Raw genomic sequence first — 25,150 nt, forward strand, 5'->3', positions numbered from 1 at the left:
GCGTCGATGAAAAAGCCTGCTGCCGCTCGCGGACAGCAGGCTTACCGTGAGGTCCGGTCGCGCGTCGAAGCCGCGTTTCGAGGCGCGATCCGGCGCGACCCGGTCCGAGACTCAGGCCCAGTGCCCGTCGACCCAGACCCAATGATCGTGATGGTCGTCCCAGTGACCCGGCACCCAGTGCATGCCGACGCGCTCGCGTTGCCAGTGTCCCTGAGCCCATACATAGCGGCCGTGCTCCCAACGCCAATGTCCCTTGTCCCAGACATAGCCCGCGCGCGGTCCCGGCACGACTTCGACGCGTTCGACGGGCGGCGGCGCCGTCGGATTGACGATGACGACTTCGGCGGCCGATGCGTTCGCGACGCATGCGAATCCGGCGGCGACAAACGCGCCGCATGCAAGCAGATGGCGCAGAGTGGGCTTCATGGTGATGTTCTCCGTCTCGATTTGAACCACGCACTGAATGTGCGCTTGCTGGTTCAAACGCGGCGCATGGGCGCGCGGCGGACAGCGCGGACGTAACAGTCCGCTAGACAACCATTACCATTGATTGGTTTGCGTGCGGGCGCGGGGCGCGTGCCGACGATATCGTGCCTAATTCCTTGGCACGTTGAGCAATTTGCTCGCGGCGATCGGAATGCGCGTGTCCTCCCACTCGGCGAGCCATTTGAGCTCCTTTTCGGTGAAATAGCCGCCGCGGTTGCGCAGTGCGTACTGAAGGACATCGGTCACGTGATTCCGGATGATTTCCGGAGCCTGCTGATCGTGAATGATCGAATGCAGGGCTTCGAGCGTCGACATGGTGGATTCGATCGAGGGTCCTTGGATGCCGGAGACCTTATCTCGACTCGCACGCGCCGAACAAGTGGACAAAATTGAGTGTGAACGCCATGCGACGCAAGGGCCTGTCAGGTCGATTTCAAGTCGATGAACAGGCCCTTGCCGTCGTATGGCGGCGGCAAGGACGCAGGCCGCGGCGGGATTAAACCGGCGACGGATTGCGCTCGCCGAAGCCGGCTTGGTGCCAGTACGGGTAGGCCTTCGTGACGGCACTGGCCGCATCGAGCTTGGCGACCTGTTCGGGGGTCAGGTTCCAGCCGACCGCGCCGAGGTTCTGACGCAATTGCGCTTCGTCGCGCGCGCCGATGATCACGCTCGACACGGTCGGGCGTTGCAGCAGCCAGTTAAGCGCGATTTGCGGAATCGTCTTGCCGGTTTCCGCGGCGATTTCATCGAGTGCATCGACGACGCGGTACAGAAGTTCGTCAGGCACCGGCGGGCCCATATCGGCGGTCTTGTGCAGACGGCTCGTCGCCGGCAGCGGTTGGCCGCGGCGGATTTTCCCCGTCAGGCGGCCCCAGCCGAGCGGGCTCCAGACCACGGCGCCGACGCCTTGATCGAGGCCAAGCGGCATGAGTTCCCATTCATAGTCGCGTCCGATCAGCGAGTAGTACGCTTGATGCGCGACGTAACGCGAATAGCCATAACGTTCCGCGACGTCGAGCGACTTCATCAGATGCCAGCCCGAGAAATTCGACACGCCGATATAGCGGATCTTGCCCGCGCGCACGAGGTCATCGAGCGTCGAGAGGACTTCGGTGATCGGCGTCTTGGCGTCGAAGCCGTGCAATTGGAACAGGTCGATATAGTCGGTGCCGAGCCGCTTGAGCTGATCGTCGACGGTCTTGATCAAATGAAACCGCGACGAGCCCACATCGTTGGGACCGTCGCCGAGACGAAACGTCGCCTTGGTCGAGATCAGCACCTTGTCGCGGCGGCCCTTGATCGCCTCGCCGAGCACGGCTTCGGATGTCGTGGCGGAATAAATGTCCGCGCTGTCGAACATCGTGACGCCCGCTTCGAGGCAGATATCGATCAGACGGCGCGCTTCGGCGACGTCGGTCGCGCCCCACGCATTGAAGAATTCGCCTTTGCCACCGAACGTGCCGGTGCCAAAGCTCAACACGGGTACCTTGAATCCGGATGCACCCAGGTATCGATATTCCATGAAAGCTCCTTGAAAGTTCGGGTCGCTCGATCGGCTTGATCTCGGACCCGTGATGCGCGCGATGCCCCGACGGGTTGCGGTACGCATGACCCGGCCTGTCGAGCACGGCTTAGGGGATGAATTGCATTGGTATATCAGCTTGCAGGCGCCGACGATTGTAACGATTGCCGGGCGTTTTTGCTGGCGTCGGTTCGGCGAAGGCATGGAGAACGCGCGGCCGATCTTCTTAGCGCGCGTACTGGCTGCGGATATTTCAAAGCATTAAATATGTAACCGTGTCAATACCGAGTCGGCCCGGATGGCTGCATTTTTTGTTTTGCTGTGTGTAATAGTGTGTTGCGTGCTCAGAGGAAGTCGCGCGTCATTTATACAGAGATAATTCGGTTACCAGAGGCGGTTAAATTGACCGTTCGCCACCGCGATACAAGGGGGCATCGAATTGATCAAAAGACGAAAAGGCCGCGATCCGTGGTCCCATATGCTCACGCGTCTTTGTCTGATTACGTCGGCTGCGGCAAGCGGCTCGGCGATCGGCGCGGACGTCGGCAACGCGAGCCTGCTCATGCAGGACGATCACCGCGGCCGTGAAGTCAGTGAGCGGGGCGTCACGGCGTCGCAGGCGCGCGCGGCGTTGAGCGCGTCGACGGATCGCACCGTGCGCGCCGCGATGCTCCGGGTAGAATCCGCACTTCCGCCCGCGACGCGTTTTGTTAAAGTGCTCGACAGACCGAGCGACCGCACGGTGACGATTTCGTGGCGCGAATCGACGCTCTGTCATTACAACGATCAGATCTGGCGCGCCGGCATCGCCAAGCATTCGGGCACGTGCGCATTGACGGGCATGCATATCGAGCGCGGCGACCATGTCTATCGGCCGATTCCGACGCGGCCCACGCCGATCAACGCGAATGCGATGATCCTGTCCGCCGCGATCGCGGATCAGGGGCTCGACGAAGAAGGCGCCGATGCCTCGCAGGCCAGTCCGCGCAAACGCGGCACGGCGCGTGCGGTGCACGACAACAAAGGCGAAGCGCGTATTCCGTCTGTCAAACAGGCGCTCCTCGTATAAGCCGCTTGAGGCCGCGGCATCGCGAGCGTGCCGCATGACCTCGAAGAGGCTTGGGGGAGGATGAAGGTACCGTTCCATTTCGCGTGGCGGCTTGCCACGTCACGTCATGCCGCGCGACGGCGTTGGATGTCGGGCTTGACCGATGTTCGACGTCGGAGCGCCGCCGCAATGGCGTGCGCATGGGTCGCGTTTGCGGCGGTCTGCCTGTGCCCGCGCCATGCCGAGGCGATCACGCTCGATGATGCGCTGGCCTGTAACGATCAGGCGCACGCGTATATCCAGTCGCTTCAGGATCGGCGTTTGATCGCCGATCATCCGATGCATATCGAAGACGACGGCCTCAATGTGTTTTGGCCTGCTCACGACGCCAAGCTCATGGCGTTCGAGATGCATGTGTTCGTCGTGCTCGGCTATCAACAGGGCGATCCGATGTTCGAGCCGGGCAAGGGGCCGCCGATGGATGGCGGCCTGTACGGCGTCGTCGTCACGGCGGAGCCCGAAACGGTGGCCAAGGCGATCGCCGCCGCCGGCAGCCCGGCCGAATACCGGCGCGCGGGTCCTTTCCTCACGGCGCTCTATTGCCGCATTCATTAGCGTATTCGTGAGTCGGGCGGCTGTGGCGTGTCGGCACGCTCAATCAACACCGGGACATCAAGACCCCTTGGCGCTTTGAGGTCCTCAAACCTCCGGCCGACGCAACGTCGTGTCGTGTGCGAGATGCGCGTGCTCGCTTAGCGCGCCTTCGCGGCGCAGCGCTCATGATGTCTGGCGGCAAAGCGCCTTATCCCCGGCCCCTTAGCCCTTAGCCCTTAGCCCTTAGCCCTTAGCCCTTAGCCCTTAGCCCTTAGCCCTTAGCCCTTAGCCCTTAGCCCTTAGCCCTTAGCGACGAATTGTTGCGCGGTGTTACCACGCCAAAAGGATATCGAGTTGTCGATTAGCAACACGCGTTGTTTGTTTGCGACGCAATAACCTTCGTTCTTGATCAAGTAATAAAGATGCGCGTTTACCCTCAAGCAATGCCGATCGCTTAATTCTTAAGCGAAATCGGTCATTTTTCCCTTTCATTGTCATGATGCTGTCAAGTTAGTCGGGCACAGACGACCGATTCGGGTATTCCCGAATTTGTCCATTGCAAATACTGAAATTCGTTCTTTCAGTGTGCGTAGTCCGTATAACAATGGGGCGCCTACTACACTCCGGTCCAGGATAAACGGGCTGCATGGCCAAGGCAGAGGCCGGCATGCGGCGAGTGTCCAAGAGAGACACACCGTTGATCCGTACCCCGTAATGACTGGAGTCATAAAGCATGAAAAAAACACTGCTGGTTGCGGCCCTGTCGGGCGCCTTCGCCGTCACGGCCCATGCACAAAGCAGCGTCACGTTGTACGGCTTGCTCGATGCCGGCATCGTGTACTCGAATAACGCAGGCGGCCATAACCAATGGCAACAAGGCAGCAACGCACTCTCGCAAAGCGTGTTCGGCCTGCAAGGCTCGGAAGACCTCGGCGCCGGTAACCGCGCGATCTTCAAGCTCGAAAGCGGCATCAACGTCAACAGCGGCAGCACGCACTACGGCAACACCCTGTTCGGCCGTCAATCGTATGTCGGTCTCTCGAACGATCAATACGGTACGCTGACGCTGGGTCGTCAGTTCGACTCGATGGTCGACTTCGTGTCGCCGCTGTCGTTCACGGGCGCCGGCGATCGCAACGCGCTCGCGGCTCACCCGTTCGACAACGACAACCTCGGCGCATCGTTCTCGACGAACAACTCGGTCAAGTACACGAGCGCGAATCTGGCGGGCCTGCAGTTCGGCGGTCAGTACAGCTTCAGCAACGCAACGGGCGACTTCGCGGAAAACCGCGCATACAGCCTGGGCGCGTCGTACAAGAACGGTCCTCTGAGCGTCGGCGCGGGCTATATGCAGCTCAACGGCGCGGGCAGCAACACGTCGGGCGCGGTGCTCGCATCGGACAACGACAATGCGTTCTCGGCACAGCGTCAACGTGTCTGGGGCGCGGGCGCGAACTACACGTTCGGCCCGGCAACGGTCGGTTTCGTCTGGACGCACACGCAACTCGACAACATCGGCAGCCTGAACGTCGACGGCAATTCGTATAGCGTCGGCGGTGCGAACCTGCACCTCGACAACTACGAACTGAACGGCCGCTATGCACTGACGCCGGCATTGAGCCTGCAAGGCGCGTACACGTTCACGGACGGCAAGTACGAAGGCTCGCTGGGCAACCAAAGCCCGAAGTGGCAACAAGTGTCGCTTGAGTCGGACTACGCGCTGAGCAAGCGTACGGACGTCTACGTCGAAGGCGTGTACCAACACGCGGCCGACGGCGGCGGCACGCCGTTCGGCGATGCGGCGATCAACACGCTGTCGCCGTCGTCGACCGACAACCAAGTCGCGGCAACGGTCGGTCTGCGTCACCGCTTCTAAGCCATCGCGCTTGACCCGCCGGACAGCGCCTGGTGCGCGCGCCGTCCGGCTGGCGCAATACGCGAAGGGCGAAGTCGAGCCTCTTGCAGCCTCAAAAGGGCGGCAAGAGGCTTTTTTCATGCTGTTTTCGTTTAGGCGACGCTCGCGATAAATCGATACCCGTGGCCGACGACCGTCTCGACCGGCAGCGTCACGCCCGCCGCGCTCGACTTCGCGCGTAGCCGCGAGATCAGCGTGTTGACTGTCGATGCGTCGGCGTGCTCGTCGGGCGTCCACGCGTAATCGAGCAAGGTGTCGCGGCTGATCGTGATGTCGATGTCGCGCATCAGGCATTCGAGCACGAGGAATTCGCGTCGCGAGAGCGGTACGGCAGCGTGCTCGGCGATCAGACTGCGGCTCGCCGCGTCGAGTCGAAACGATGCGCGGCCCGGCGTCGCCGCGCGCGGCGACGGCGCGGCGCCCGCCACCGGATCGATCGATGCCGCACCGGACGACGCGTTCGTCCGCGGCGTCGCGTTGCCGATCCGCGCGCGACGCTCGAACGTCTGCAGTCGCGCCTGCAATTCGATAAACGACCATGGCCGGCTCATGCAGGCGTCGGCGCCCGCGCGCAGCAGGCCAGCGCGCGCCGTGCTCGAATCGTCGCGCGTGATGACGATCAGCGCCGCGTCGGCGCACCCCGCGTCGAGCGCGACGACATCGGCCTGCGCGACATCGTCGAGCATCGCGATCAGCGCGTCGTACGGGGCCTCGGCGCAATGGAACAGCGCGTCGCCGACGTCGTGCGCGATGTCGACACGATACGCAAGCTCCGTCAGGCCCTTGCGCAAATACTCGGCCTCATGTCCGGCCGGCACGATACAAAGAATCCGCATATCTTGTGATGGCAAATCGGCGCCGCCCGCGTCTCCGTGTCAAAGGGCGTGCCGCGGCAGTCCGCGCAGTCTACGCGTAATGGCGCGGCGCGGTCCGGTTCGAGCCGACCCGGCGCGTCGGGCATACTCGATTGTCGCGTTCCGACGGGTATCGTAGGATACGTCGGGCTTTCGAAAGCCCCTAACCCCTGATCGCAAGGAATGCACGATGCTCAGAATGTTGCGCGGACTTCTCCCGGTCCTCGTCGCGGGATCCATGACACTGGCTTCGGCCGCCGCGCATGCGGATACCGTCAACGTCATGTATGCGGGATCGCTGGTCCACATGATGGAGAAAAGCGTCGGACCCGCGTTTGAAAAAGCGACGGGTTCGACATTCCAGGGCTATGCGGGCGGCTCGAACATGCTCGCGAACCAGATCCGCGGCAAGCTGCGCCGGGCGGACGTCTTCATCAGCGCGAGTCCGAACGTCAACAAAAGCCTGATGGGCGACGCGAACGGCAACTGGGTCAGCTGGTATGCGGGCTTCGCCGAATCGCCGCTGCTTATCGGCTATAACGCGCAAAGCCGCTTCGCGCAGTCGCTGCTGACGCAACGCTGGGACAAGGCCCTGACGCAGCCGGGCATCCGGCTCGGCCGCACGGATCCGAAGCTCGATCCGAAGGGCGCGTTCACGATCCAATTGCTCGAACAGGCACAGACGCAATACAACGATCCGACGCTGTCGCAACGCATGCTCGGCGACCCCGAGAACCCCGAGCAGGTCATGCCTGAAGAGACGCTCGTCGGCCGGCTGCAGGCCGGTCAACTCGATGCGGGATTCTTCTATTCGACCGAGACGACCGATCTGCGGATGCCGGCCGTGCGCTTGCCCGCTGAATTCAATATCAAGGCCAGCTATACGATCACGGTGCTCAACCAGGCGCCGAACGAGGCGGGCGCCCGCAAGTTCGTCGCGTTCCTGCTCAGCGACGCAGGCCGCAAGATCATGCAGGACGCGGGGATCACCGTCACGACGCCGGTCATCAGCGGCGACGCCGCGGCCGTGCCCGCCGATCTGCAACCGGTGCTGACACGCACGGCGAGCGGCGAATGAACCTGCCGCGACCGCTCGCATGGCTCGGCGCGCTGCTCGCGATCTATCTGATCGCGCCGCTTGCGACGGTCGTGCCGCAGCTTGCGGTCGCGGACTGGACGGCCTTGCGCGAGCCCGCGCTCTGGCACGCCGCGCGCGTCTCGTTCGCGAGCGCCACGCTCGCGACGCTACTGATCGGTTTGGGCGGCGTGCCGCTCGGTTACGCGCTTGCGCGGCACACGGGCCGCGTCTCGCGCGTGCTCGGCGTGCTCGTGCAACTCCCGCTCGTGCTGCCCCCGCTCGTCGCGGGCGTGCTGTTGCTGTTCCTGCTCGGGCCCTATAGCCGCATCGGCGGCTGGGCCGTGTCGCTGGGTCTGCCGTTGACGGACTCGTTCGCGGGCGTCACGTGCGCCGAAGTCTTTGTCGCGGCGCCGTTTCTGATCGTGGCCGCGCGCTCGGCTTTCGCATCGATCGACCGCGATCTCGAACACGTGGCCGCGACGCTCGGCCATCGCGCATGGGCGCGTTTTTTCAAGGTCTCGCTGCCGCTCGCGTGGCCGACGATCGCCGCGGGACTGCTGCTCGCGTGGCTGCGCGCGATGGGCGAGTTCGGCGCGACCGTCATGGTCGCCTACCATCCGTATTCGCTTCCGGTCTTCACGTTCGTGAGTTTCGGCAGCCAGGGCCTCGCGCAGATGCTGCCGATCCTCGTGCCGACGGTGCTGTCGGTCGTCGCGGTCGTCTCGGCCATCGGCGTCGTGCGGCTTCAGCGCGTGCGCTTTTCGCGCGAGGGGCGTGCCGCGCGCGCGATCGAGCGCGCCACCGAGCATGCCGCCGGACAGGCGGACCAGGACGCGCATGCGATGTCCGATGCGCGTGCGCGAATCGACACGACGCCGTCGCTCGATCTCGAACTCCGTCATCGTTATCGCACGTTCGAACTCGATCTGACGCTGCATACGCGCGCGCGACGCATTGCGGTGCTCGGTCCGTCGGGCTCGGGCAAATCGCTGAGCCTGCGCCTGCTCGCGGGACTCGAAGGACGCGCGGGCGAATCGATCGTGCGGATCGACGGCGCGCGCATCGATCCGGTGGATCCCGAAGCGCGGCGGATCGGCTACGTGCCGCAGCACTATGCCTTGTTTCCGCATCTGCGCGTCGCGGAGCAGTTGCTGTTCGCGGCCGATGCGTCGCCCGAACGCGCGGCGTTCTGGGCGAGACGCTTCGAGCTCACGCCCTTGCTCGACCGATTGCCGTCGCAGCTCTCGCTCGGGCAGCAGCAGCGCGTCGCGCTCGCGCGCGCGCTGTCGCGATCGAGTCGGCTCCTGCTGCTCGACGAGCCGTTCGCGGCGCTCGATACGCCGCTACGTACGCGTATGCGTCGTGCGCTGCGCGCGCTCCAGCGCGACTACGACGGCACGATGCTCATCGTCACGCACGATCCGCAGGACGCGGCCGAGCTGTCCGATGAAATCGTCGTGATGTCGGCCGGGCGCGTGCTTCAGCACGGGGCCGCCGCCGAGCTTTTCCGCCGGCCGGGTTCGCTCGATGTCGCGCGGCTGCTGGGCGTCGAGAATGTGTTCGAAGCGCGCGTACAGACGCGCGGACAGATCGTCGTCCCCGTCGAGGGCGCCGCGGACATCGCATTCGAATCGTCTGCGTGCGAGCTTGCCGACGGCGCGCCGTGTCTCGTGCGCATTCCCGCGCGCGCGCTCGTGCGGGATGCGCGCGGCCTGTTCGAGGCTGTCGTCGACGATCGCGTCGAGATGCCGAATCGCGTCTGCGTGATGCTGCGCATGGGCGATCTCGTGTTCGACTGGATCGAGGACGGTCATCACGACACGTCGTCGCGTGCGACGCCGCCGCCGAACGCGGATCCGTCCGATATCGTCGTCGATATCGGTACGCGCCGGCCCGTACCGGCGGTTCCGGTCTGCGCGCCCGGGACGCGTCACCGATTCTCGATCGACGCGGCGCAGATCGACGTCTGGCCGAAATCGCCGGGCGTCTTGACGCGCGCGGCGAGCGTCGCGCCTATTGCGCGAGCGGCTGCGGCCAGCAATCCACGCTGATCCGTGTGCCCGTCGTCGCGTGCGGGGTCGCGTCGTCGATGTGCAGCGCGAAGTTATGGAGCCGTATAACGGCCGCCACGACGCTCAGACCGAGTCCCGATCCCGGCAATTGCGCCGTTTGCTCGCTGCGATAGAAGCGCTGCGTCACGGCTTTGCGCTCGTCGGGCGAGATGCCGGGCCCGCTGTCGAAGACATCGATCGACGCGCCTTGCGCCTGCTTGCGCAGATCGATGCGCACGGCGCCGCCCGGCGGCGTGAACTTGATCGCGTTGTCGAGCATATTGCCGAGCGCCTCGAACAGCAGCGCGCGATCCGCGTGGATCGAACCGGCGTCGACGAGACGCGATTCGAACGCGATGTCCTTGTCCTCCGCGAGCGGTGCGTAGAGGTCCGCAACTTCGCTGACGAGGCCGCGCAGGTCGAAGGTGCTGAAACCGCTGCGCCGATGCATCGTTTCGAGTTCCGAGATGCGCAGCAGCGCGCGGAAGCGCGCGAGCGCGACGTCGATCTCGCCGAGCGCGCGCTCGAGCGGTTCGCCCGCCGCGCCCGGGTTCATCAGCGTCGCGCGCGCGAGCAGCGTGCGCGCGCGGCTCAGCGGTGAACGCAGATCGTGCGCGATGCTGTCGCAGGTCGATTTGATCTCGCCCATCAGGCGTTCGATTTCGTCGAGCATGTGATTGACGATATGCGCGAGCATGTCGAGCTCGTCGCTGCCCGACGGCGGCAGGCGACGCTGCAGGTCGCCGCGCGCGATATGTTCGGCCACTTCGCGCAGCGCGCGAATCCGCGTATTGCGGCGCAGGGTCACGAGCATGATGCCGGCGAACGCGATCACGAGCGCGCAGCCGCTGCCGAGCACGAGCGCGCGCAGGATCGACGCGCGCAGTTCGCGAACTTCGTCGAGATCGCGCGCGAGCAGCAGGATGTCGCCCGAACGCAGACGGAACGCGCTGGCGCGCGCGAGCGCGACGTGACTGCCGACGACCGTGCTCCGCAGATCGGTGATGGTGTGCTTGCCGCGGTCGATCGGCAGCCCCGCAGGCAGCTCGGGAAGATCGCCCGCGAGCCACGTGCCGTCGCGGGAGAACAGGCCGACGAAGGTCACGTGCACGTGCGCGTTGGAGATCCGCTGCGCGATTTCCTCGATGATCGCCTCGGCGCCCAGCGACTCGAAGTAGTGCCCCTGCCATTCGATCTGGGTATCGGCCTGCTGCGTCATGTAGCTCGCCGACTGCCAGTAGATGAACGTGACGAGCGCGGAGCCGCAGAGCGCGAAGATGGCCGTGTACAGCGCGATCAGCCGGAATGTCGAGGTGCGCCAGCGCCCCACGTCAGTGACCTAGGATGTAGCCCGAACCCCGTACCGTATGCAATTGCGGTTCGGTGCCGGGTGGGTCGATCTTGCGGCGCAGGCGTCCGATATGGACGTCGATCAGATTGGTGCCCGGATCGAAGTGATAGCCCCAGACGGCTTCGAAGATCATCGTGCGCGTGAGCGTCTGCCCGGGATTCTTCATCATGAATTCGAGCACCTTGAACTCGGTCGGCAGCAATTGCAGCGACTGACCGTCGCGCGTGGCCGTGCGGCTCACGAGATCGAGTTCGAGCGGGCCGACGCGCAGCGTCGTCGCACGCGGCTCGGCCGCGCGCGCGCCGCGGCGCAGCAGCACCTCGAGCCGCGCGACCATTTCGTCGGGCGAGAAAGGCTTGGTCAGATAGTCGTCGCCGCCCGCGCGCAAGCCGCGTACGCGCTCGTCGACGTCGGACAGCGCGCTGAGCATGAGCACCGGCGTGTCGACGCCGACGCTGCGCATCGTCGTCACGATCGTCAGGCCGTCGAGGCCCGGCAGCATGCGGTCGAGCGTGATCGCGTCGTATTCGCCGCTGACCGCGCGGACCATGCCGTCGCGTCCGTTGTCGACCCAGTCGACGACGAAGTTATGGTGTTTGAGTGTCGCGACGATTTCCTGTGCGGTGACTTCGTCGTCTTCGATCGTGAGAATTTTGCCCATGACCGGCGTGGCGTCCCGTCGTATCGGCGGCGTGGCCGCGGTGTATCGATTTTAACCGGCATGCGCGCGAGGCCCAAGCGCGCGCGTGCCGGTCACTGGAATCGGCCGATTCAGGCAGGCTCGGCGAGAAACGGCGCGCCGCGCGCGGCCTGTTCGTGGCGTTCGCGGAAATAGGCGACCGCGAACTCGATGAAGCTGCGGACCTTCGCCGACAGATGGCGCCGTCCCGAATAGAGAATCGACATCTGCTGCTCGGGCGACTGGACCGTGCATCCGGGCAGCACGCGTTCGAGCCGGCCTTGAGCGAGATCGTCGCGCACGAGGTCTTCGGGCACGGCGGCGATGCCCATGTCGGCGAGCGCCGCTTCACGTACGAGCATGCTGTTCGGCGCGGCGAGCGCGGGCTCGAAGTCGATGCGCTCGGTGCCGCTCGCGGTGGCGACCGTCAGCGTCTGGCGGCCGGTCTCGGCGATCGCGAGCAGTTCGTGATGCGCGAGCGCCGCCACGTGATCGGGCACGCCTGCGCGCGCGAGATAGCCGGGCGACGCGACAAGGATCGGCGTGATCGGCAACAGCGCGCGGCTCACGAGCGTAGCCGACGCGACGCGCGGGTCAGCGACGAAGCACGCATCGAAGCGCCCCTCGACCATGTCGATATGCGAATCGGCGAGCGCGACTTCGAGGCGGACCTCGGGGTAGCGGCGCCGGTAATCGGCCAGCATCGGCGCGAGATCGGCAAGCGGGAACGACGTCGGCGCGGCGAGCCGCAGCGTGCCTTTGGGCTCGCGGACGGTGCGATTGACCTCGGCTTCGACTTCGTCGAGTTTTTCGAGCACGTCGCGCACGCCCTCGACGTAGGCTTCGCCCGCCTCGGTGACCGATACGTTGTGGGTGCTTCGGTGGAGCAGCCGCACGTTGAAATGTTCTTCGAGCATGGCAATGCTGCGCGTCACGGCCGGGCGCGAGATGCCGAGTTGCTCGCCTGCAAGACTGAAGCTCTTGAGCTCGACGACCTTCAGGAAGACGCGCATCGCCTGAAGTTGATTCATCAGATGTATCGTCCTTTTAATTCGAGATTGGCATTTTGGACAAGTCCACCTGACGACAGATTCACTTGAGCATGAAGAATTTGTTAAACACAGTGTGCTTTTTTGCGGGGGAAGGCCCGCACAGGCCCGTGGGACGGGGGTTTCGGGCGTAATCGATCGTGACGCGGCGGCGCGTCGAACGGCGCCGGAAAGGCGAAAAACGCGGCGAAAACACGACGCACCGAGCCGCACGATCTGTCCCTTATGCGACGATCGGCGTCGAAAATCAGTCAAATTGACATCTCGGCCGGCGTCGCCGTCGGTCATTTCGACGTGATTCCGGCGTGTTTAGCGCGGGTCGCTCGGGCATGACGTGCATGGAACACACGGTATTTTTTCGATCCTCAAGCTAAACAGGCTTCCTGCCGATAACCCGAATACCGCCTTGATTGGAAAGACCTGATGACCGCCCGCACCACCTCCAGCCAGACGAAAGCGAAGCGTGCCGCGCTCGTTCCGCCGGTTCGCAGCAAGGCCATGTTGTTGCCGTTGCCGCAGGGGTTGTTCGACCATCTGTCGATTGAGCAGCACATCAAACTCGAGGCGCTGCGTCGCGGCGCGGGCGAGGCGCGGTACATGGGCACGATGGCCGAAATCCTCTATGTCTGCTGCTATATCGCCGAAGACGGCTACGGGGCAGGCAACGACGCGACGATTCTGAGCGCTCAGGAACACCTGTTCCGCACGCACGCGCACGGTTCGGCAACCGGCGTCTGGGCGTTCGACGGACCCGCGTACGACGCGTTTTGCAAACTGTTGACGCTGCACGACGGCCAATTGCGCCAGGCGCCGTCCTATATTGTGTTCAAGGCCAACGAACGCATGCTCCAGTCGATCCGCAGCGAAAACCAGGCGCTCAAGCGCGCCCAGGCCCGCATGCTCGAAGAGGAAATGGCCTGAGCGGGCGGCCCGCCTCCCAGCACCTCCGGACCCCGCATCGCGCTGCCCCTTCTGCCGACGTCGCGCGCGCATTATGCTGATGCCTCCAGCCAGAAACGGGGGGCTTCATGATCGATCCGTATGCCGCGCCGGCACAGAGCCGGTTCGAGCGGCCGTCGCGCACGTTGCGCACGTCACCTGCATTGCACCCGTCGAGCCGGCGCTCTGAACGGCTCGCATCGACTGTCGCGAGGGCCGCGTCATGAATCTGCGCGGCGCCCGCCGGGCCGACTTCGCCCATCTGCACGCGATCGCGACGCGCTGGATGGACAACGATGTCTACGGTCACGTCAACAACGTCCACTACTACAGCTACTTCGACACAGCGGTCAACGCGTTCCTCGTCGAGCGCGGCGTCCTTGATTTCCATCAGGGCGATATCGTCGGCTACGTCGTCGAGACGGGCTGCTCGTATTTCCGCTCGATCGCGTTTCCCGACGTCGTGCACGTCGGCATCCGCGTCGCGCGGCTCGGCGGCTCGAGCGTCCGGTACGAAGTGGGCATCTTTCGCAACGACGAGGATGACGTCGCGGCCGGTGGTTTCTTCGTGCACGTCTACGTCGATCGCCGTACGGGCAAATCGACGCCGATTCCCGATCCGGTGCGCGACGTGCTGTCGTCGATCCGGATGACATCCGATCCGTCGGATGGGCAGGGCGCATAACGCGGATGACGCGACGCGGTAATCGGTATCTGATGCGGATACCGATTCCACGCAAGACCCTGAGCTCGAATTCGGCGAAGGGGCGACGCATGCGTTGAAGCGGTAGTCGGTGCGACGACGTTGCATGCCGATCGACGGCGCGCGATTTTGAATGCGTGCCGAGGCACGCATGCGTCGGCGAGCCGTGCAACGCGATGGCAGGGCATCCATATTGCATGCGCACATCGCTGTGCGTCCCTGGCTTTTTTCGACTAGGTCTCGTCCGATCGCCGGCGCGCTTTGGCGATATAACGCCAAGCACAGTCAGGGTTTCGAACGGTGAGTGCCCATGCGGATATCGGACATCGCGAGTGGGTTGATCTCGATGTGTGTCGTTTTCGGTGTGGCCGGATGCGGCGGGTCGTCTTCGGATCAAGGTGCGACGACGGTCGTCGCGGCGAGCGGCGTGGGCGCGACAGGCAGCGGCAGCACGAGCGGATCCGCCGGCACGGGCGGCACCGCGGTCACCGTCGCCTCCGCCCATGCGGCAAGCGCGCAAGAGACGGTTGCGCACGCCGCGGCGCCCATCGACGCCGTCTCGTCGACGGGCGGTGCCGACACGGTCGTCGCGATCGTGAGTCCGAGCGGGACGATCGAGGCCGATCTGCATGCGACCGCGCACGTGAGCGTCACGTTCGCGACGAACGACGGCAGCACCGCGACCGAGTTGAACCTGATCACGAAAGCCGCGTCGTTGCCGGCCGGCTGGTCGTACGCGAGTTCGACCATGCCGTGCGCACGCGTCAATACGGGCACCACGTGTTCGCTGATGCTCGACTATGCGCCGACGGTCGCCGCGCCGGCCGGGCAATTCACGCTGGCGTACAGCTATACGAACGACGCCGCGCAGGTCGAGCTCGGCTACGCGACGATCGCGTACCTGCCGATCTCGCACAATGCCTATGTCATCAACAATCAGCACTCGACGATGAGCCGGTGCGCAGTCGCGAGTTCGGGCGACATCACGTCGTGTTCGTCCGTCGCCGCGCCGCTGTTGTCGCAGGCCGAGCAGATCACGCTGCACGGCTCGAACGTCTATATCGCCGATACGAGCGTCGTCTGGATCTGCGGCCTCGCGCCGACGGGACTCACGAATTGCGCGTCGTTCTCGGGAGGACTGACGGGGCCGGAAGGTATCGCGTTCAGCGGCTCGAATGCCTATGTCGTCAACAGCACCGGCTCGATCAGCAAGTGCGCGGTCGGCACGAGCGGTACGCTGTCCGCGTGCTCGACGACGACGCTCGCGGGCACCGACAATCCACACGCGATCGCGGTGTATGGTTCGACCTTGCTCGTCGCGAACGTCGGCAACAATGCGATCACCGAATGCACGCTCGATGCGTCGGGCAATCCGACGAACTGCACGACGGCCGATACATCGGGCCTGACCAACGAACCGGTGGGACTCACGGTCCTCGGATCGACGCTCTATGTGACGAACTCGCAGGTCGTCACCGCGGTGCTGCAATGCACGTTCGGCAGCAACGGGCTGCTTTCCGGTTGCGCCGATTCGGGCGCGCGCGGTTTCACCAGCGGCTTCGGCGTGACGTTCATCGGCAACGATGCCTATGTGCCGACGCCGTATGACAACGCCATCTATCGCTGCAGCGTGGCATCGAACGGCACGCTCTCGCATTGCGCGAACGCGAGTTCGGCCATCTCGACGTTTGCCTATCCCATCGGCATTCTGCTTTTCTGACGGAGTCAGTCGGGCGACCAGCGTTCGATGACGTGGACGAAGCGCCTGAGCCACGCATTGGTTCGCTCGCCGTCGAGCGCGCGGTGGTCGATCGTCAGCGACACGTAGGCGCATGGCAGGATCTGCAGCGCATCGTGTCCGTTGACCTCGCGCACGACGACGCGCTTCTCGATTGCGCCGACACCGAGAATCGCGCATTGCGGCTGATGGAGGATGATCGGCGTCGCGAACAGCGCGCCCGAGATGCCGTGATTCGAAATCGTAAATGTCCCGCCGCGCACGTCGGCCGGTTCGAGCGTGCCCGAACGCGCGGCTTCGGTCAGGCGATCGAGTTGCGCGGCGATACCGAATAGCGAGAGCGCGTGTGCGCCGCGGATGACCGGCACGATGAGTCCCGCGTCGCCGAGCGACGTGCCGACGCCGATATGGATGTCGCGGAAGATCTCGACGGCATCGTCATGCCAGCGGCTGTTGATCTCGGGCACCGCACGCATCGCTTCGACGCTCGCCGCGATCAGATAGGCCGTGTACGTCAAGGGAACGCCCTGGGCCGCGAACGCGTCGCGGTGCGCGTAACGATGCGCGGCGACCGCGCTGAAGTCCGCCTCGAAAACGGCCGTGACATGCGGCGCCGCGCGCACGGACTGCTGCATATGCTCGGCAATGCGGCGGCGCATCGGCGTATGCGGCACGCGCGTCGACGCTTCGCGCGCATCGGCTGACGCGTCGTGCGCGATATCGTGAGAGACATCGAGCGCCGTATCATCTTCGCCTTGTCTCGACGCGCGTCGATCGAGCGCGTGGATCACATCGGCGCGCGTGACCCGTCCGCCGCGACCCGAGCCCGCAATCGCATGCGGATCGATCGCATGTTCGGCAACGAGCTTGCGGACCGACGGCGACAAGCGATCGGACGCATCGATCGGCGCAGTGTGTGCGGCGGCAGGCTCGATCGCCGTGATCAGGACATGATCCAGTACGCTGCCCGGCGTGACCTCCGCGTGTTCGGCGACGACGATGTCGAGCGTCCCGTCGCACGGTGCGCAGACTTCGACGAGCACCTTGTCGGTTTCGAGTTCGACGATCGGCTCGTTCTTGGCGACGATCGCTCCGCTCGGTTTGAGCCACGCGCGCACCACGGCTTGCGTGCCGTCCTGATCGACGGGCGCGAGAATCGGTTCGCGCGGCCCTGCCTCATGCGTGTCCATGATCAGAATCCGATCAGATCGTCGATCTTCGCGCGGATCCGCTCGACCGAGGGCAATGCGGCGTCGAGCAAGCGCGGATGATGCGGGCTCGGGATATCGGGCATCGTGAGGCGGCTGACCGGCGCGTCGAGTTCCATGAAGGCGGCGTCGGCGACGACGGCGGCGATTTCCGCGCCGAATCCCGCCGTGCCGAGATCTTCGTGGACGATCAGGCAGCGATGCGTGCGTGTGACCGATGCAAGCACCGCGTCCCGATCCCAGGGCATCAGCGTGCGCAAATCGATGAGTTCGACGTCGCGGTCTTGCGCGGCCGCTTCGCATCGCGAGACCATCGCGCCCCATGTGACGATCGTGAGATCGCGGCCTTCGCGCACGGTGCGCGCCTTGCCGAACGGCAGCACGTAAGCGTCGCCCGGATACGGGCGACGCGCCCAGGCCGCATCGAGCATCGCGCGATGCTCGAAGAAGATGACGGGATCGTTGCCGCGCAGCGCCGTGCGCAGCAAGCCGACCGCATCCTCGGCATTCGACGGCACGGCGACGCGCCACCCGGGTGCGTGGACGAATTGCACTTCATTGGTCTGGCTATGCCATGGGTCGCCGCATTTGAAAAAGCCGCCTGGAATCCGCACGACCATCGGTGCGGCGAAGCGATTATTCGTGCGCCAGCGTATCGTGCCGCAATCGTTGATCTGCTCGGTCGCGGGGTCCGCATACTTGCGAAACTGGATTTCGGGAACGGGCATCAGACCCGCGAGCGCCATGCCGACCGCGCGGCCGATGATGCCTTCTTCCGACAGGCTTGTGTCGAACACGCGTTCTGCGCCGTATTTGTCCTGCAGTCCGAGCGTGACGCCGTGCACGCCGCCTTTGGGGCCCACGTCTTCACCGAATACGAGCACGCGGTCATTGATCGCGAGTTCATGGTCGAGCGTGCGGCGGATCGCCGTGGCCATATTGATGCGCGGACCTTCGGCGTGCGCGTCGGATACGGCCGCCGGCGCGCGATAACCTTCGGCCCATTGTCCGCCGCGTTGTTGCAGCGGACCGTCGTGAAAGACGTGCGTGGCGACGCGCGCGGGGTCGCTTGTCGGGCGCGCCTCGGCTTCGCGCAAGCCGATCTCGACGGCCTCATGCGCACGCGCCGCAATCGCGTTCCATTGCGCTTCGCCGAACTGTATCGGAACTCGATACGCATGCAATTTCGGCAGCGGATCGCGCCGTCGCTCGGCCTCGATGACGGAGGCGGGTTTGTATCCCTGCGTGTCCTGGAAGCTATGGCCTTCGAGGCGCGGCACCGTCAATCGAAGCAGCGCGGGCCGGCGTTGCGTGCGCACGAAGCGCACCGCGTCGTCGATGAGCGTGGCGGCTTCGGCGGGGTCGGTGCCGTCGCCCGAGAGGATATGCAGATCCGCGAAGCTCGCGAGATTGCTGGCGATATTCGCGCCCGGCGTTTGAAACGCGCCTGGCACCGAGATGCCGTATCCGTTGTCCTCGATATAGAAAAGCAGGGGAAGGCGCTGCGTCGTCGCGATTGTGAGCGCCGACCAGAAGCCGTTTGTCGCGACCGACGCGTCGCCGCCGAGCACGACGCTGATCGCATTGCGGCAACGCGTGTCGCCGAGTTCATGCGCGCGATAGACGAGCGCCTGCGCCCATCCGGCCGCGGGCGTGTATTGCGTGCCGACGCCGCCGCACATCGGCAATGCGGTGGCCCCGGCGGAATTCGGATAGTTGAACACGACGCCGATATCGCGGCCGTCGGAATAGCCGCCCGCGCGACCCATCGACGATCCGAGCGCATCGGCCGGATCGAGGCCCAGCGCAAGCAGCAGCGGTCGCGAACGGTAGTAACCGCAGACGGCGTCGCGCGGATCGTCGAGCCGCAAGCCCAGCAGGATCTGCGCAAGATCGTGGCCGCGCGCCGAGAATTGGTAAAGGACCTTTTTGTCGGGGACGAGCGTCGTTTCTTCGATTTCGTCGAGCGCGCGCGACACATGCATGAGGTAGACGACGCGCGCCCAATCGACATCGGCGCGCAGGGCATCGGGAGGAGGGGGCGTTTCGCGTACAGGCGCTTCAAACATGATGGCCTCGGTGTCTCGCATCGTTGTTGTGCGGCCCCGCGTGCGCGGACGCCGATAGGATCGATGCTAGGCGCGTGCCCTAAAAAAAGGCTTTTCAAAGGAATCGGTTTTCGCTACTAATAAAAAAGATCCTTCTCAATGGACGTGTTTATGTTCGATCCCGACTCGCTGGACGCGCATTCCGTCAAGATTCTCGGCCATCTCCAGAGCGACGGGCGGCTGACCGTGCAGGAACTCGCGGAGCGCATCGGCCTCTCCGCGACGCCGACCTGGAAGCGCGTCAAGGAACTCGAAAAGCAAGGGATCATCAAGCGCTATGCGGCGCTGCTCGACCGCGCGCGCGTGGGGCTCGGCAATTGCGTGCTCGCCGAAGTCAATCTCGCGCGTCACGTCGAGAACGTCGTCGAGGAGTTCGAGCGCGCGGTCGCCGCGTGTCCCGCGATCGTCGAGTGCTGGAGCACGACCGGGCAGGCCGACTATCTGTTGCGCGTCGTGACGCCCGATATCGAGCGCTACGATGCGTTTCTGCACAACGTGATCTTCAAGCTGCCCGGCGTCAGCGGGATCCGTTCGAGCGTCGTGATTCGCGAGATCAAGGGCTTGGCGCCGCTGCCGCTCGATCATTTGTGATGCGTCGGCCCCGCATCCCGACCATGCGGGCGCGGGTTTCGGACGCATCCTTCCAACGTCGACTCGACATCTACTCTCCGCTCACGGTCCACGCGGGTTTGCGCTTGTCGACGAACGCGCTGAATCCTTCCTTGGCTTCGGTGCCGGCGCGGACATTCGCGATCGTGCGCGCCGTGCGTTCACGCACGTCCTCGCTAATCGGTCCCACGCCGAACGTGCCGAAGAGCTTCTTGATTTCGGCTTGTGCCTGAGGCCCGCAGCGCAATAAATCGCCGAGCGTCTTTTCGATGGCCGCATCGAGTTGCGGCTCGGGCACGACTTCGTGGACGAGGCCGATCGCGAGCGCCTCAGCGGCCGTGATCGATGCCGCGCTCAGCGCGAGCCGGCGTGCTTGCCGCAGCCCGACCGCGTCGGTCAGATAGGGGCCGATGACCGCGGGCAGGATGCCGAGCTTGGCCTCGCTGACCGAAAACGTCGCGTGATCGGCCGCAATCACGATATCCGCTGCGCAGACAAGACCCACGCCGCCGCCGTACGCGCCGCCCTGCACGCGCGCGACCACGGGTTTCGTGCTCGAGTGAATCGCGTGCATCATGCCCGCGAAGCGCCGCGCGTCGACGAGATTGTCTTCGCGGCTGTTCGCCGCGGCGCGCCGCATCCACGCGATATCCGCGCCCGCGCAGAACACGCGCCCGCGCGCGCCGAGCACGATCGCGCGGACCTCCGCGCGTGCTTCGAGAATCAGAAACGCGCGCGAAATCTCCGCGATCAGCGCTTCGTCGAAGGCATTGAGCACATCGGGACGATCGAGCGTGACGAACGCGACGCCGCGCGCGTCGACCTGCACATCGAGGGCTGTGTCGCTCACGAAGTTTTCCTTGTCGCAACGAGGGGGAGGACGCCGGGCGCGCGCAGCGCGGGGCGGTCGGGTTCGACTTCGGTCAGCGGCTGCGTCTCGACATGCGTCGCGAGACAGCGGCGCGCGAGATCATGATAGGCCTCGGTGCCTTCTTTTTTCCAGGCGAGCTCGTCGTCGGTCACGGTCCGCAGCAGCTTGGCCGGGGTCCCCGCGACAAGCGTGCGGGGCGCGACGCGCATGCCCGCACGCACGAAACTCATGGCCGCGACGATCGCCTCGGCGCCGATTTCGGCGTCGTCCATGACCACGGCGTTCATGCCGACGAGCGCGTCGCGCCGGACCACGCAGCTATGCAGAATCGCGCCGTGGCCGATATGCCCGTTCTCCTCGACGACCGTCGGACGCCCCGGAAACCCATGCATGACGCAGTTGTCCTGCACGTTCGCACCGCGTTCGAGAACGATCGTCCCGAAGTCGCCGCGCAGGCTCGCGTGCGGTCCGACATAACACGCGGGGCCGATCCGGACATCGCCGATCAGGACGGCGCTCGGGTGGACGAACGCGGTCGGATCGACGACCGGGATCACGCCATCGATGGCATAACAGGGCATGCGGCGCTCCTCGATTCGGGCCGGCGACCGGTCCCGAAAAAAATGCTTTGACTTATGTCGCCTGTCCGCTAACATAAATTAACCCGACCGGTCGGTCAATGAATTAATCCGATCCGCATCCCATCCGGGAACGCCATGGAGGAGACACCGATGTCTGATGCCGAGATCGCAAGCGCCTCGATCCGCGTCGCGCAGCAAGGCGCGGTCCGCACGATCACGCTGAATCGTCCGGCTGCGCTGAACAGCCTGACGCGCGAGATGCTTGCGGCGTGGCTCGATGCGCTCGAACAGGCCGCCGCCGACCCGGCGGTCCGCGCGCTCGTGATCACGGGCGCGGGCCGCGCGTTCTGCGCGGGTCAGGATCTCGCCGATCCGGCCGTCGCGCCGGCCGACGGCGCGAACGTGGCGCACGCCGATCTCGGGCGTGTCATCGAAGACAGCTATCGGCCGCTCGTGCTGCGCCTGCGCAGCATGCCCGTGCCCGTCGTCGCGGCCGTCAACGGCGTCGCCGCCGGGGCCGGCGCGAACCTCGCGCTGGCCGCCGATATCGTGCTCGCCGCCGAGTCCGCGAGCTTTATCCAGGCGTTCTCGAAGATCGGCCTGGTGCCCGACTCGGGCGGCACGTGGCTCCTTCCGCGGCTCGTCGGCCGGGCCCGCGCGTTCGGGCTCGCGATGCTGGCCGAGAAGCTTGGCGCGCGCGAAGCCGAATCGATCGGCCTGATCTGGAAATGCGTGCCCGACGCGGCGCTCGCGCGCGAGGCCGAAACGCTCGCGCAGCGCCTCGCGGCGATGCCGGTTCGCGCGCTCGTCGCGATGCGCGGCGCGATCGATGACGCCGCGCATCTCACGCTCGACGCGGCGCTCATGCGCGAGGCGGCGCTGCAGCGCGCGCTCGGTCATGCGCACGACTATCTCGAAGGCGTCGATGCGTTCAGACGCAAGCGTGCGCCCATCTTCACCGACCGCTAGACGAGGAGAGGTTCATGCCCGTACGTGTCCCCGCTGCCGCGGATCTCGAACCGATCGAGCGCGCGAGCCGCGACGCCCTGCAGTCGCTCCAGCTCGAACGCCTCAGAGCCACGTTGACGCGCGCCTATGACAACGTCGCGCACTATCGCGCGACGTTCGATGCGCACGGCGTGCATCCGTCGGACCTCAAGACGCTCGGCGATCTCGCGAAATTTCCGTTCACGTCGAAGCGCGATCTGCGCGAACACTACCCGTTCGGGCTGTTCGCCGTGCCGCGCGAACAACTCGCGCGTGTGCATGCATCGTCGGGTACGACGGGCAAGCCGACCGTCGTCGGCTATACGAAGCACGACATCGAGGTCTGGGCGAATCTCGTCGCGCGGTCGATTCGCGCCGCGGGCGGACGGCCCGGCGACATGGTGCATGTCGCGTACGGCTATGGGCTCTTTACGGGCGGACTCGGTGCGCATTACGGCGCGGAGCGCGCGGGGTGCACGGTCGTGCCGATGTCCGGCGGCCAGACCGAGAAGCAGGTCCAGATGATCGTCGATCTGCGGCCCGACATCATCATGATCACGCCGTCGTATATGCAGGTCGTCATCGAAGCGTTCTACAAGCTCGGGCTCGATCCGTCGCAGACGTCGCTGAAGGTCGGCATTTTCGGCGCCGAGCCGTGGACCGAGGCGATGCGGCGCGATATCGAGGTCAAGGCCGGCATCGACGCGGTCGATATCTATGGCCTGTCCGAACTCATGGGGCCCGGTGTCGCGAGCGAGTGCATCGAATCGAAAGACGGTCCGACGATCTGGGAAGACCATTTCTATCCGGAGATCATCGACCCTGTCACGGGCGAGGTCCTGCCCGACGGCGCGGACGGCGAACTCGTCTTCACGTCGCTGACGAAGGAAGCCATGCCGATCGTGCGCTATCGGACGCGCGACCTCACGCGGCTGCTCGCGCCGACCTCGCGCGCGTTTCGCCGGATCGGCAAGATCGTCGGCCGTTCCGACGACATGCTGATCATTCGCGGCGTCAATGTCTTTCCGACGCAGATCGAGGAAATCGTCATGCAGCACGCGCGTCTGTGCGGGCAATACCAGCTCGTCGTCACACGCGACGGATTGCTCGATCAGATCGAAGTGCGCTGCGAACTGCATCACACGTCCGATCCCGTGCCCGAAGCGGAAACGCGCGAGATCGCCGACTGGCTGCGCAGCCGGATCAAGACGCTCGTCGGCATCACGACGCGCGTCTGCGTACTGCCGCCCGATTCGATCGAGCGCACGGCGACCGGCAAGGCGCGCCGCGTGATCGATCAACGCAATCTGCAACCGAGTTAATTGCATATCACCAGGTCAATCCGATCATGTACACGCAAGCGATGGACACGATGGGCAAGGACGCGGCAGGCAAGGCGCCCGTCATCAGCGCGGAAGACGCCGAACGCATGGCGCGCTTCGACGCGCGTATCGACGCGGGCGAATATATCGAGCCCAAGGACTGGATGCCCGCGCATTACCGCAAGACGCTCGTGCGTCAGATCAGCCAGCACGCGCATTCGGAGATCGTCGGCATGCTGCCCGAAGGCAACTGGATCACGCGCGCGCCGACGCTCAAGCGCAAGGCGATCCTGCTCGCGAAGGTGCAGGACGAAGCGGGGCACGGCCTCTATCTGTACTCGGCCGCCGAGACGCTCGGCGTCTCGCGCGACGCGATGCTCGACGCCTTGCATACGGGCGCCGCGAAATACAGCTCGATCTTCAATTACCCGACGCTGAGCTGGGCCGATGTCGGCGTGATCGGCTGGCTTGTCGACGGCGCGGCGATCATGAATCAAGTGCCCATTTGCCGGTGCTCGTATGCGCCGTATGCGCGCGCGATGATCCGCGTCTGCCGCGAGGAATCATTCCATCAGCGCCAGGGCTTCGAGTCGCTGCTGACGATGATGACCGACGGTACGCCCGCGCAACGCGCGATGGTGCAGGACGCGGTCGATCGCTGGTGGTGGCCCTCGCTGATGATGTTCGGGCCGCCCGACGATCAGTCGCCGAACTCGGCGCAGTCGATGCGCTGGGGCATCAAGCGCAACTCGAATGACGAGCTTCGCCAGAAGTTCGTCGACGCGGCGGTCGAGCAGGCGAACGTGCTTGGCGTCGCGTTGCCCGACCCGGCGTTGCGCTGGAACGCGGCGCGCGGACATCACGATTTCGGCGCGATCGACTGGAGCGAGTTCTGGCGTGTCGTAGGCGGCGACGGTCCATGCAACCGCGAGCGCCTTCGCGCGCGCGTTCAAGCGTGGGAGGACGGCGCCTGGGTCCGCGACGCCGCGCTCGCGTACGCACGCCGGCAGGATGCGGCGCATGAAGCCGCGCAGGCGGCCTGAACGCGCAGCGCCCCCCCGATCTCTTCGCTCGATGCAGGAACGCAAGCTCATGGAAACGCACGCCACGCCACACCTCGAACACGCGGAACCGGCCGCGGCTCCGGACGCCGCGTCGATCCCGCGCGCGCAATGGCCGCTCTGGGAAGTCTTCGTCCGCAACAAGGCGGGACTCGATCACAAGCACTGCGGCAGCCTGCATGCGGCCGACGGCGCGATGGCGCTGCAGCTCGCGCGCGACGTCTATACGCGGCGTCAGGAAGGGACGAGCGTCTGGGTCGTGCGCTCGGACCAGATTGTCGCTTCCGATCCGCGCGACAAGGACATGCTGTTCGATCCGGCCGACGACAAGATCTACCGGCACCCGACGTTCTATACGTTGCCGGATTCCGTCAACCATATGTGAGCGACGCGACG

Annotated in this window: 25 protein-coding genes; 14 read left to right on the forward strand and 11 right to left on the reverse strand. The window is 65.2% G+C overall.

All coding sequences use genetic code 11. The features are described 5' to 3' along the window. Window positions 1-111: 111 nt before the first annotated feature. The 3 genes from D7S86_RS11620 to D7S86_RS11630 all read right to left on the reverse strand — a co-directional run bounded on the left by D7S86_RS11620 (window position 112) and on the right by D7S86_RS11630 (window position 2,008). Window positions 112-426, reverse strand: a complete 315-nt coding sequence (locus tag D7S86_RS11620; protein WP_121086922.1) for a YXWGXW repeat-containing protein — start codon at window positions 424-426, stop codon at window positions 112-114. A gap of 168 nt (window positions 427-594) precedes the next feature. Next, a complete protein-coding gene (locus D7S86_RS11625; RefSeq protein WP_121086554.1) occupies window positions 595-801 on the reverse strand; it encodes a hypothetical protein in 207 nt (68 codons plus the stop codon). Window positions 802-982: 181 nt separating this feature from the next. Further along, a complete protein-coding gene (locus tag D7S86_RS11630; protein WP_121086557.1) occupies window positions 983-2,008 on the reverse strand; it encodes an aldo/keto reductase in 1,026 nt (341 codons plus the stop codon). An 85-nt stretch (window positions 2,009-2,093) separates the two neighbouring features. Between D7S86_RS11630 and D7S86_RS11635 the strand changes: the two genes are divergently transcribed. From D7S86_RS11635 to D7S86_RS11650, 4 genes are all read left to right on the forward strand, one after another. After that, window positions 2,094-2,273, forward strand: coding sequence for a hypothetical protein (locus D7S86_RS11635; protein ID WP_147432298.1), 180 nt, complete (start codon window positions 2,094-2,096; stop codon window positions 2,271-2,273). 213 nt (window positions 2,274-2,486) lie between these two features. Then, window positions 2,487-3,077: a DUF3331 domain-containing protein gene (locus tag D7S86_RS11640; protein ID WP_121086561.1), complete on the forward strand. Its 591-nt coding sequence runs from the start codon at window positions 2,487-2,489 to the stop codon at window positions 3,075-3,077. Window positions 3,078-3,245: 168 nt separating this feature from the next. Continuing rightward, window positions 3,246-3,671: a hypothetical protein gene (locus D7S86_RS11645; RefSeq protein WP_121086563.1), complete on the forward strand. Its 426-nt coding sequence runs from the start codon at window positions 3,246-3,248 to the stop codon at window positions 3,669-3,671. Window positions 3,672-4,383: 712 nt separating this feature from the next. After that, on the forward strand, window positions 4,384-5,526 hold the full coding sequence (locus D7S86_RS11650) for a porin (protein ID WP_121086565.1): 1,143 nt from the start codon (window positions 4,384-4,386) through the stop codon (window positions 5,524-5,526). Window positions 5,527-5,657: 131 nt separating this feature from the next. Here the strand turns inward: D7S86_RS11650 and D7S86_RS11655 are convergent, their stop codons facing one another. Then, entirely contained in the window at window positions 5,658-6,383 is a 726-nt protein-coding gene (locus D7S86_RS11655; protein ID WP_158601926.1) for a response regulator transcription factor, read from the reverse strand. Between the two features lie 235 nt (window positions 6,384-6,618). Between D7S86_RS11655 and D7S86_RS11660 the strand changes: the two genes are divergently transcribed. Together D7S86_RS11660 and D7S86_RS11665 are read left to right on the forward strand one after the other, a co-directional pair. Next, window positions 6,619-7,497, forward strand: coding sequence for an extracellular solute-binding protein (locus D7S86_RS11660; RefSeq protein WP_205962801.1), 879 nt, complete (start codon window positions 6,619-6,621; stop codon window positions 7,495-7,497). Then, entirely contained in the window at window positions 7,494-9,548 is a 2,055-nt protein-coding gene (locus D7S86_RS11665; protein ID WP_121086571.1) for an ATP-binding cassette domain-containing protein, read from the forward strand. Before D7S86_RS11660 ends, D7S86_RS11665 begins: the two co-directional genes overlap by 4 nt. Here the strand turns inward: D7S86_RS11665 and D7S86_RS11670 are convergent. From D7S86_RS11670 to D7S86_RS11680, 3 genes are all read right to left on the reverse strand, one after another. Beyond that, window positions 9,511-10,878, reverse strand: coding sequence for a sensor histidine kinase (locus D7S86_RS11670; protein ID WP_121086573.1), 1,368 nt, complete (start codon window positions 10,876-10,878; stop codon window positions 9,511-9,513). The two genes, D7S86_RS11665 and D7S86_RS11670, sit on opposite strands and share 38 nt — an antisense overlap. Window position 10,879: 1 nt before the next feature. Continuing rightward, window positions 10,880-11,560 carry a response regulator transcription factor gene (locus tag D7S86_RS11675; RefSeq protein ID WP_121086575.1) on the reverse strand — a complete coding sequence of 227 codons (681 nt, stop codon included), beginning with the start codon at window positions 11,558-11,560 and terminating at the stop codon, window positions 10,880-10,882. Between the two features lie 110 nt (window positions 11,561-11,670). Next, a complete protein-coding gene (locus D7S86_RS11680; protein WP_121086577.1) occupies window positions 11,671-12,609 on the reverse strand; it encodes a LysR family transcriptional regulator in 939 nt (312 codons plus the stop codon). Between the two features lie 441 nt (window positions 12,610-13,050). On the opposite strand from D7S86_RS11680, the gene D7S86_RS11685 reads away from it, so the two are divergent. From D7S86_RS11685 to D7S86_RS11695, 3 genes are all read left to right on the forward strand, one after another. After that, window positions 13,051-13,548, forward strand: a complete 498-nt coding sequence (locus tag D7S86_RS11685) for a hypothetical protein (RefSeq protein ID WP_121086580.1) — start codon at window positions 13,051-13,053, stop codon at window positions 13,546-13,548. A 241-nt stretch (window positions 13,549-13,789) separates the two neighbouring features. Next, window positions 13,790-14,251, forward strand: coding sequence for an acyl-CoA thioesterase (locus D7S86_RS11690; RefSeq protein WP_121086582.1), 462 nt, complete (start codon window positions 13,790-13,792; stop codon window positions 14,249-14,251). Between the two features lie 328 nt (window positions 14,252-14,579). Further along, complete coding sequence (locus tag D7S86_RS11695; RefSeq protein WP_121086584.1) at window positions 14,580-15,989, forward strand: NHL repeat-containing protein; 1,410 nt, start codon at window positions 14,580-14,582, stop codon at window positions 15,987-15,989. 5 nt (window positions 15,990-15,994) lie between these two features. On the opposite strand, the gene D7S86_RS11700 is transcribed toward D7S86_RS11695, so the two are convergent. Together D7S86_RS11700 and D7S86_RS11705 are read right to left on the reverse strand one after the other, a co-directional pair. After that, complete coding sequence (locus D7S86_RS11700) at window positions 15,995-17,197, reverse strand: dihydrolipoamide acetyltransferase family protein (RefSeq protein WP_121086586.1); 1,203 nt, start codon at window positions 17,195-17,197, stop codon at window positions 15,995-15,997. Between the two features lie 2 nt (window positions 17,198-17,199). Beyond that, on the reverse strand, window positions 17,200-19,284 hold the full coding sequence (locus D7S86_RS11705; RefSeq protein ID WP_121086587.1) for an alpha-ketoacid dehydrogenase subunit alpha/beta: 2,085 nt from the start codon (window positions 19,282-19,284) through the stop codon (window positions 17,200-17,202). Between the two features lie 150 nt (window positions 19,285-19,434). Between D7S86_RS11705 and D7S86_RS11710 the strand changes: the two genes are divergently transcribed. After that, window positions 19,435-19,914 (forward strand): Lrp/AsnC family transcriptional regulator, encoded by a 480-nt coding sequence (locus tag D7S86_RS11710; protein ID WP_121086924.1) that lies wholly within the window; start codon window positions 19,435-19,437, stop codon window positions 19,912-19,914. A 70-nt stretch (window positions 19,915-19,984) separates the two neighbouring features. On the opposite strand, the gene D7S86_RS11715 is transcribed toward D7S86_RS11710, so the two are convergent. After that, a complete protein-coding gene (locus tag D7S86_RS11715) occupies window positions 19,985-20,782 on the reverse strand; it encodes an enoyl-CoA hydratase-related protein (protein ID WP_121086588.1) in 798 nt (265 codons plus the stop codon). Beyond that, a complete protein-coding gene (locus tag D7S86_RS11720) occupies window positions 20,779-21,384 on the reverse strand; it encodes a phenylacetic acid degradation protein PaaY (protein ID WP_121086589.1) in 606 nt (201 codons plus the stop codon). The genes D7S86_RS11715 and D7S86_RS11720 overlap by 4 nt, the downstream gene beginning before the upstream one ends. A gap of 150 nt (window positions 21,385-21,534) precedes the next feature. Here D7S86_RS11720 and D7S86_RS11725 point away from each other — a divergent pair, with 150 nt between their 5' ends. From D7S86_RS11725 to paaB, 4 genes are read left to right on the forward strand one after another with little or no spacing between them, the layout of a single operon-like run. After that, window positions 21,535-22,353 (forward strand): enoyl-CoA hydratase-related protein, encoded by an 819-nt coding sequence (locus D7S86_RS11725; protein WP_240648096.1) that lies wholly within the window; start codon window positions 21,535-21,537, stop codon window positions 22,351-22,353. A gap of 14 nt (window positions 22,354-22,367) precedes the next feature. Beyond that, window positions 22,368-23,693, forward strand: a complete 1,326-nt coding sequence (gene paaK / locus D7S86_RS11730) for a phenylacetate--CoA ligase PaaK (protein ID WP_121086591.1) — start codon at window positions 22,368-22,370, stop codon at window positions 23,691-23,693. Window positions 23,694-23,719: 26 nt separating this feature from the next. Next, a complete protein-coding gene (paaA, locus tag D7S86_RS11735) occupies window positions 23,720-24,736 on the forward strand; it encodes a 1,2-phenylacetyl-CoA epoxidase subunit PaaA (RefSeq protein ID WP_121086593.1) in 1,017 nt (338 codons plus the stop codon). Between the two features lie 49 nt (window positions 24,737-24,785). Then, window positions 24,786-25,139 (forward strand): 1,2-phenylacetyl-CoA epoxidase subunit PaaB, encoded by a 354-nt coding sequence (paaB, locus tag D7S86_RS11740; protein ID WP_121086926.1) that lies wholly within the window; start codon window positions 24,786-24,788, stop codon window positions 25,137-25,139. Window positions 25,140-25,150: the final 11 nt, after the last annotated feature.

Origin of the sequence: Pararobbsia silviterrae, assembly GCF_003628125.1 — a bacterium.
Lineage (GTDB): Bacteria > Pseudomonadota > Gammaproteobacteria > Burkholderiales > Burkholderiaceae > Pararobbsia > Pararobbsia silviterrae.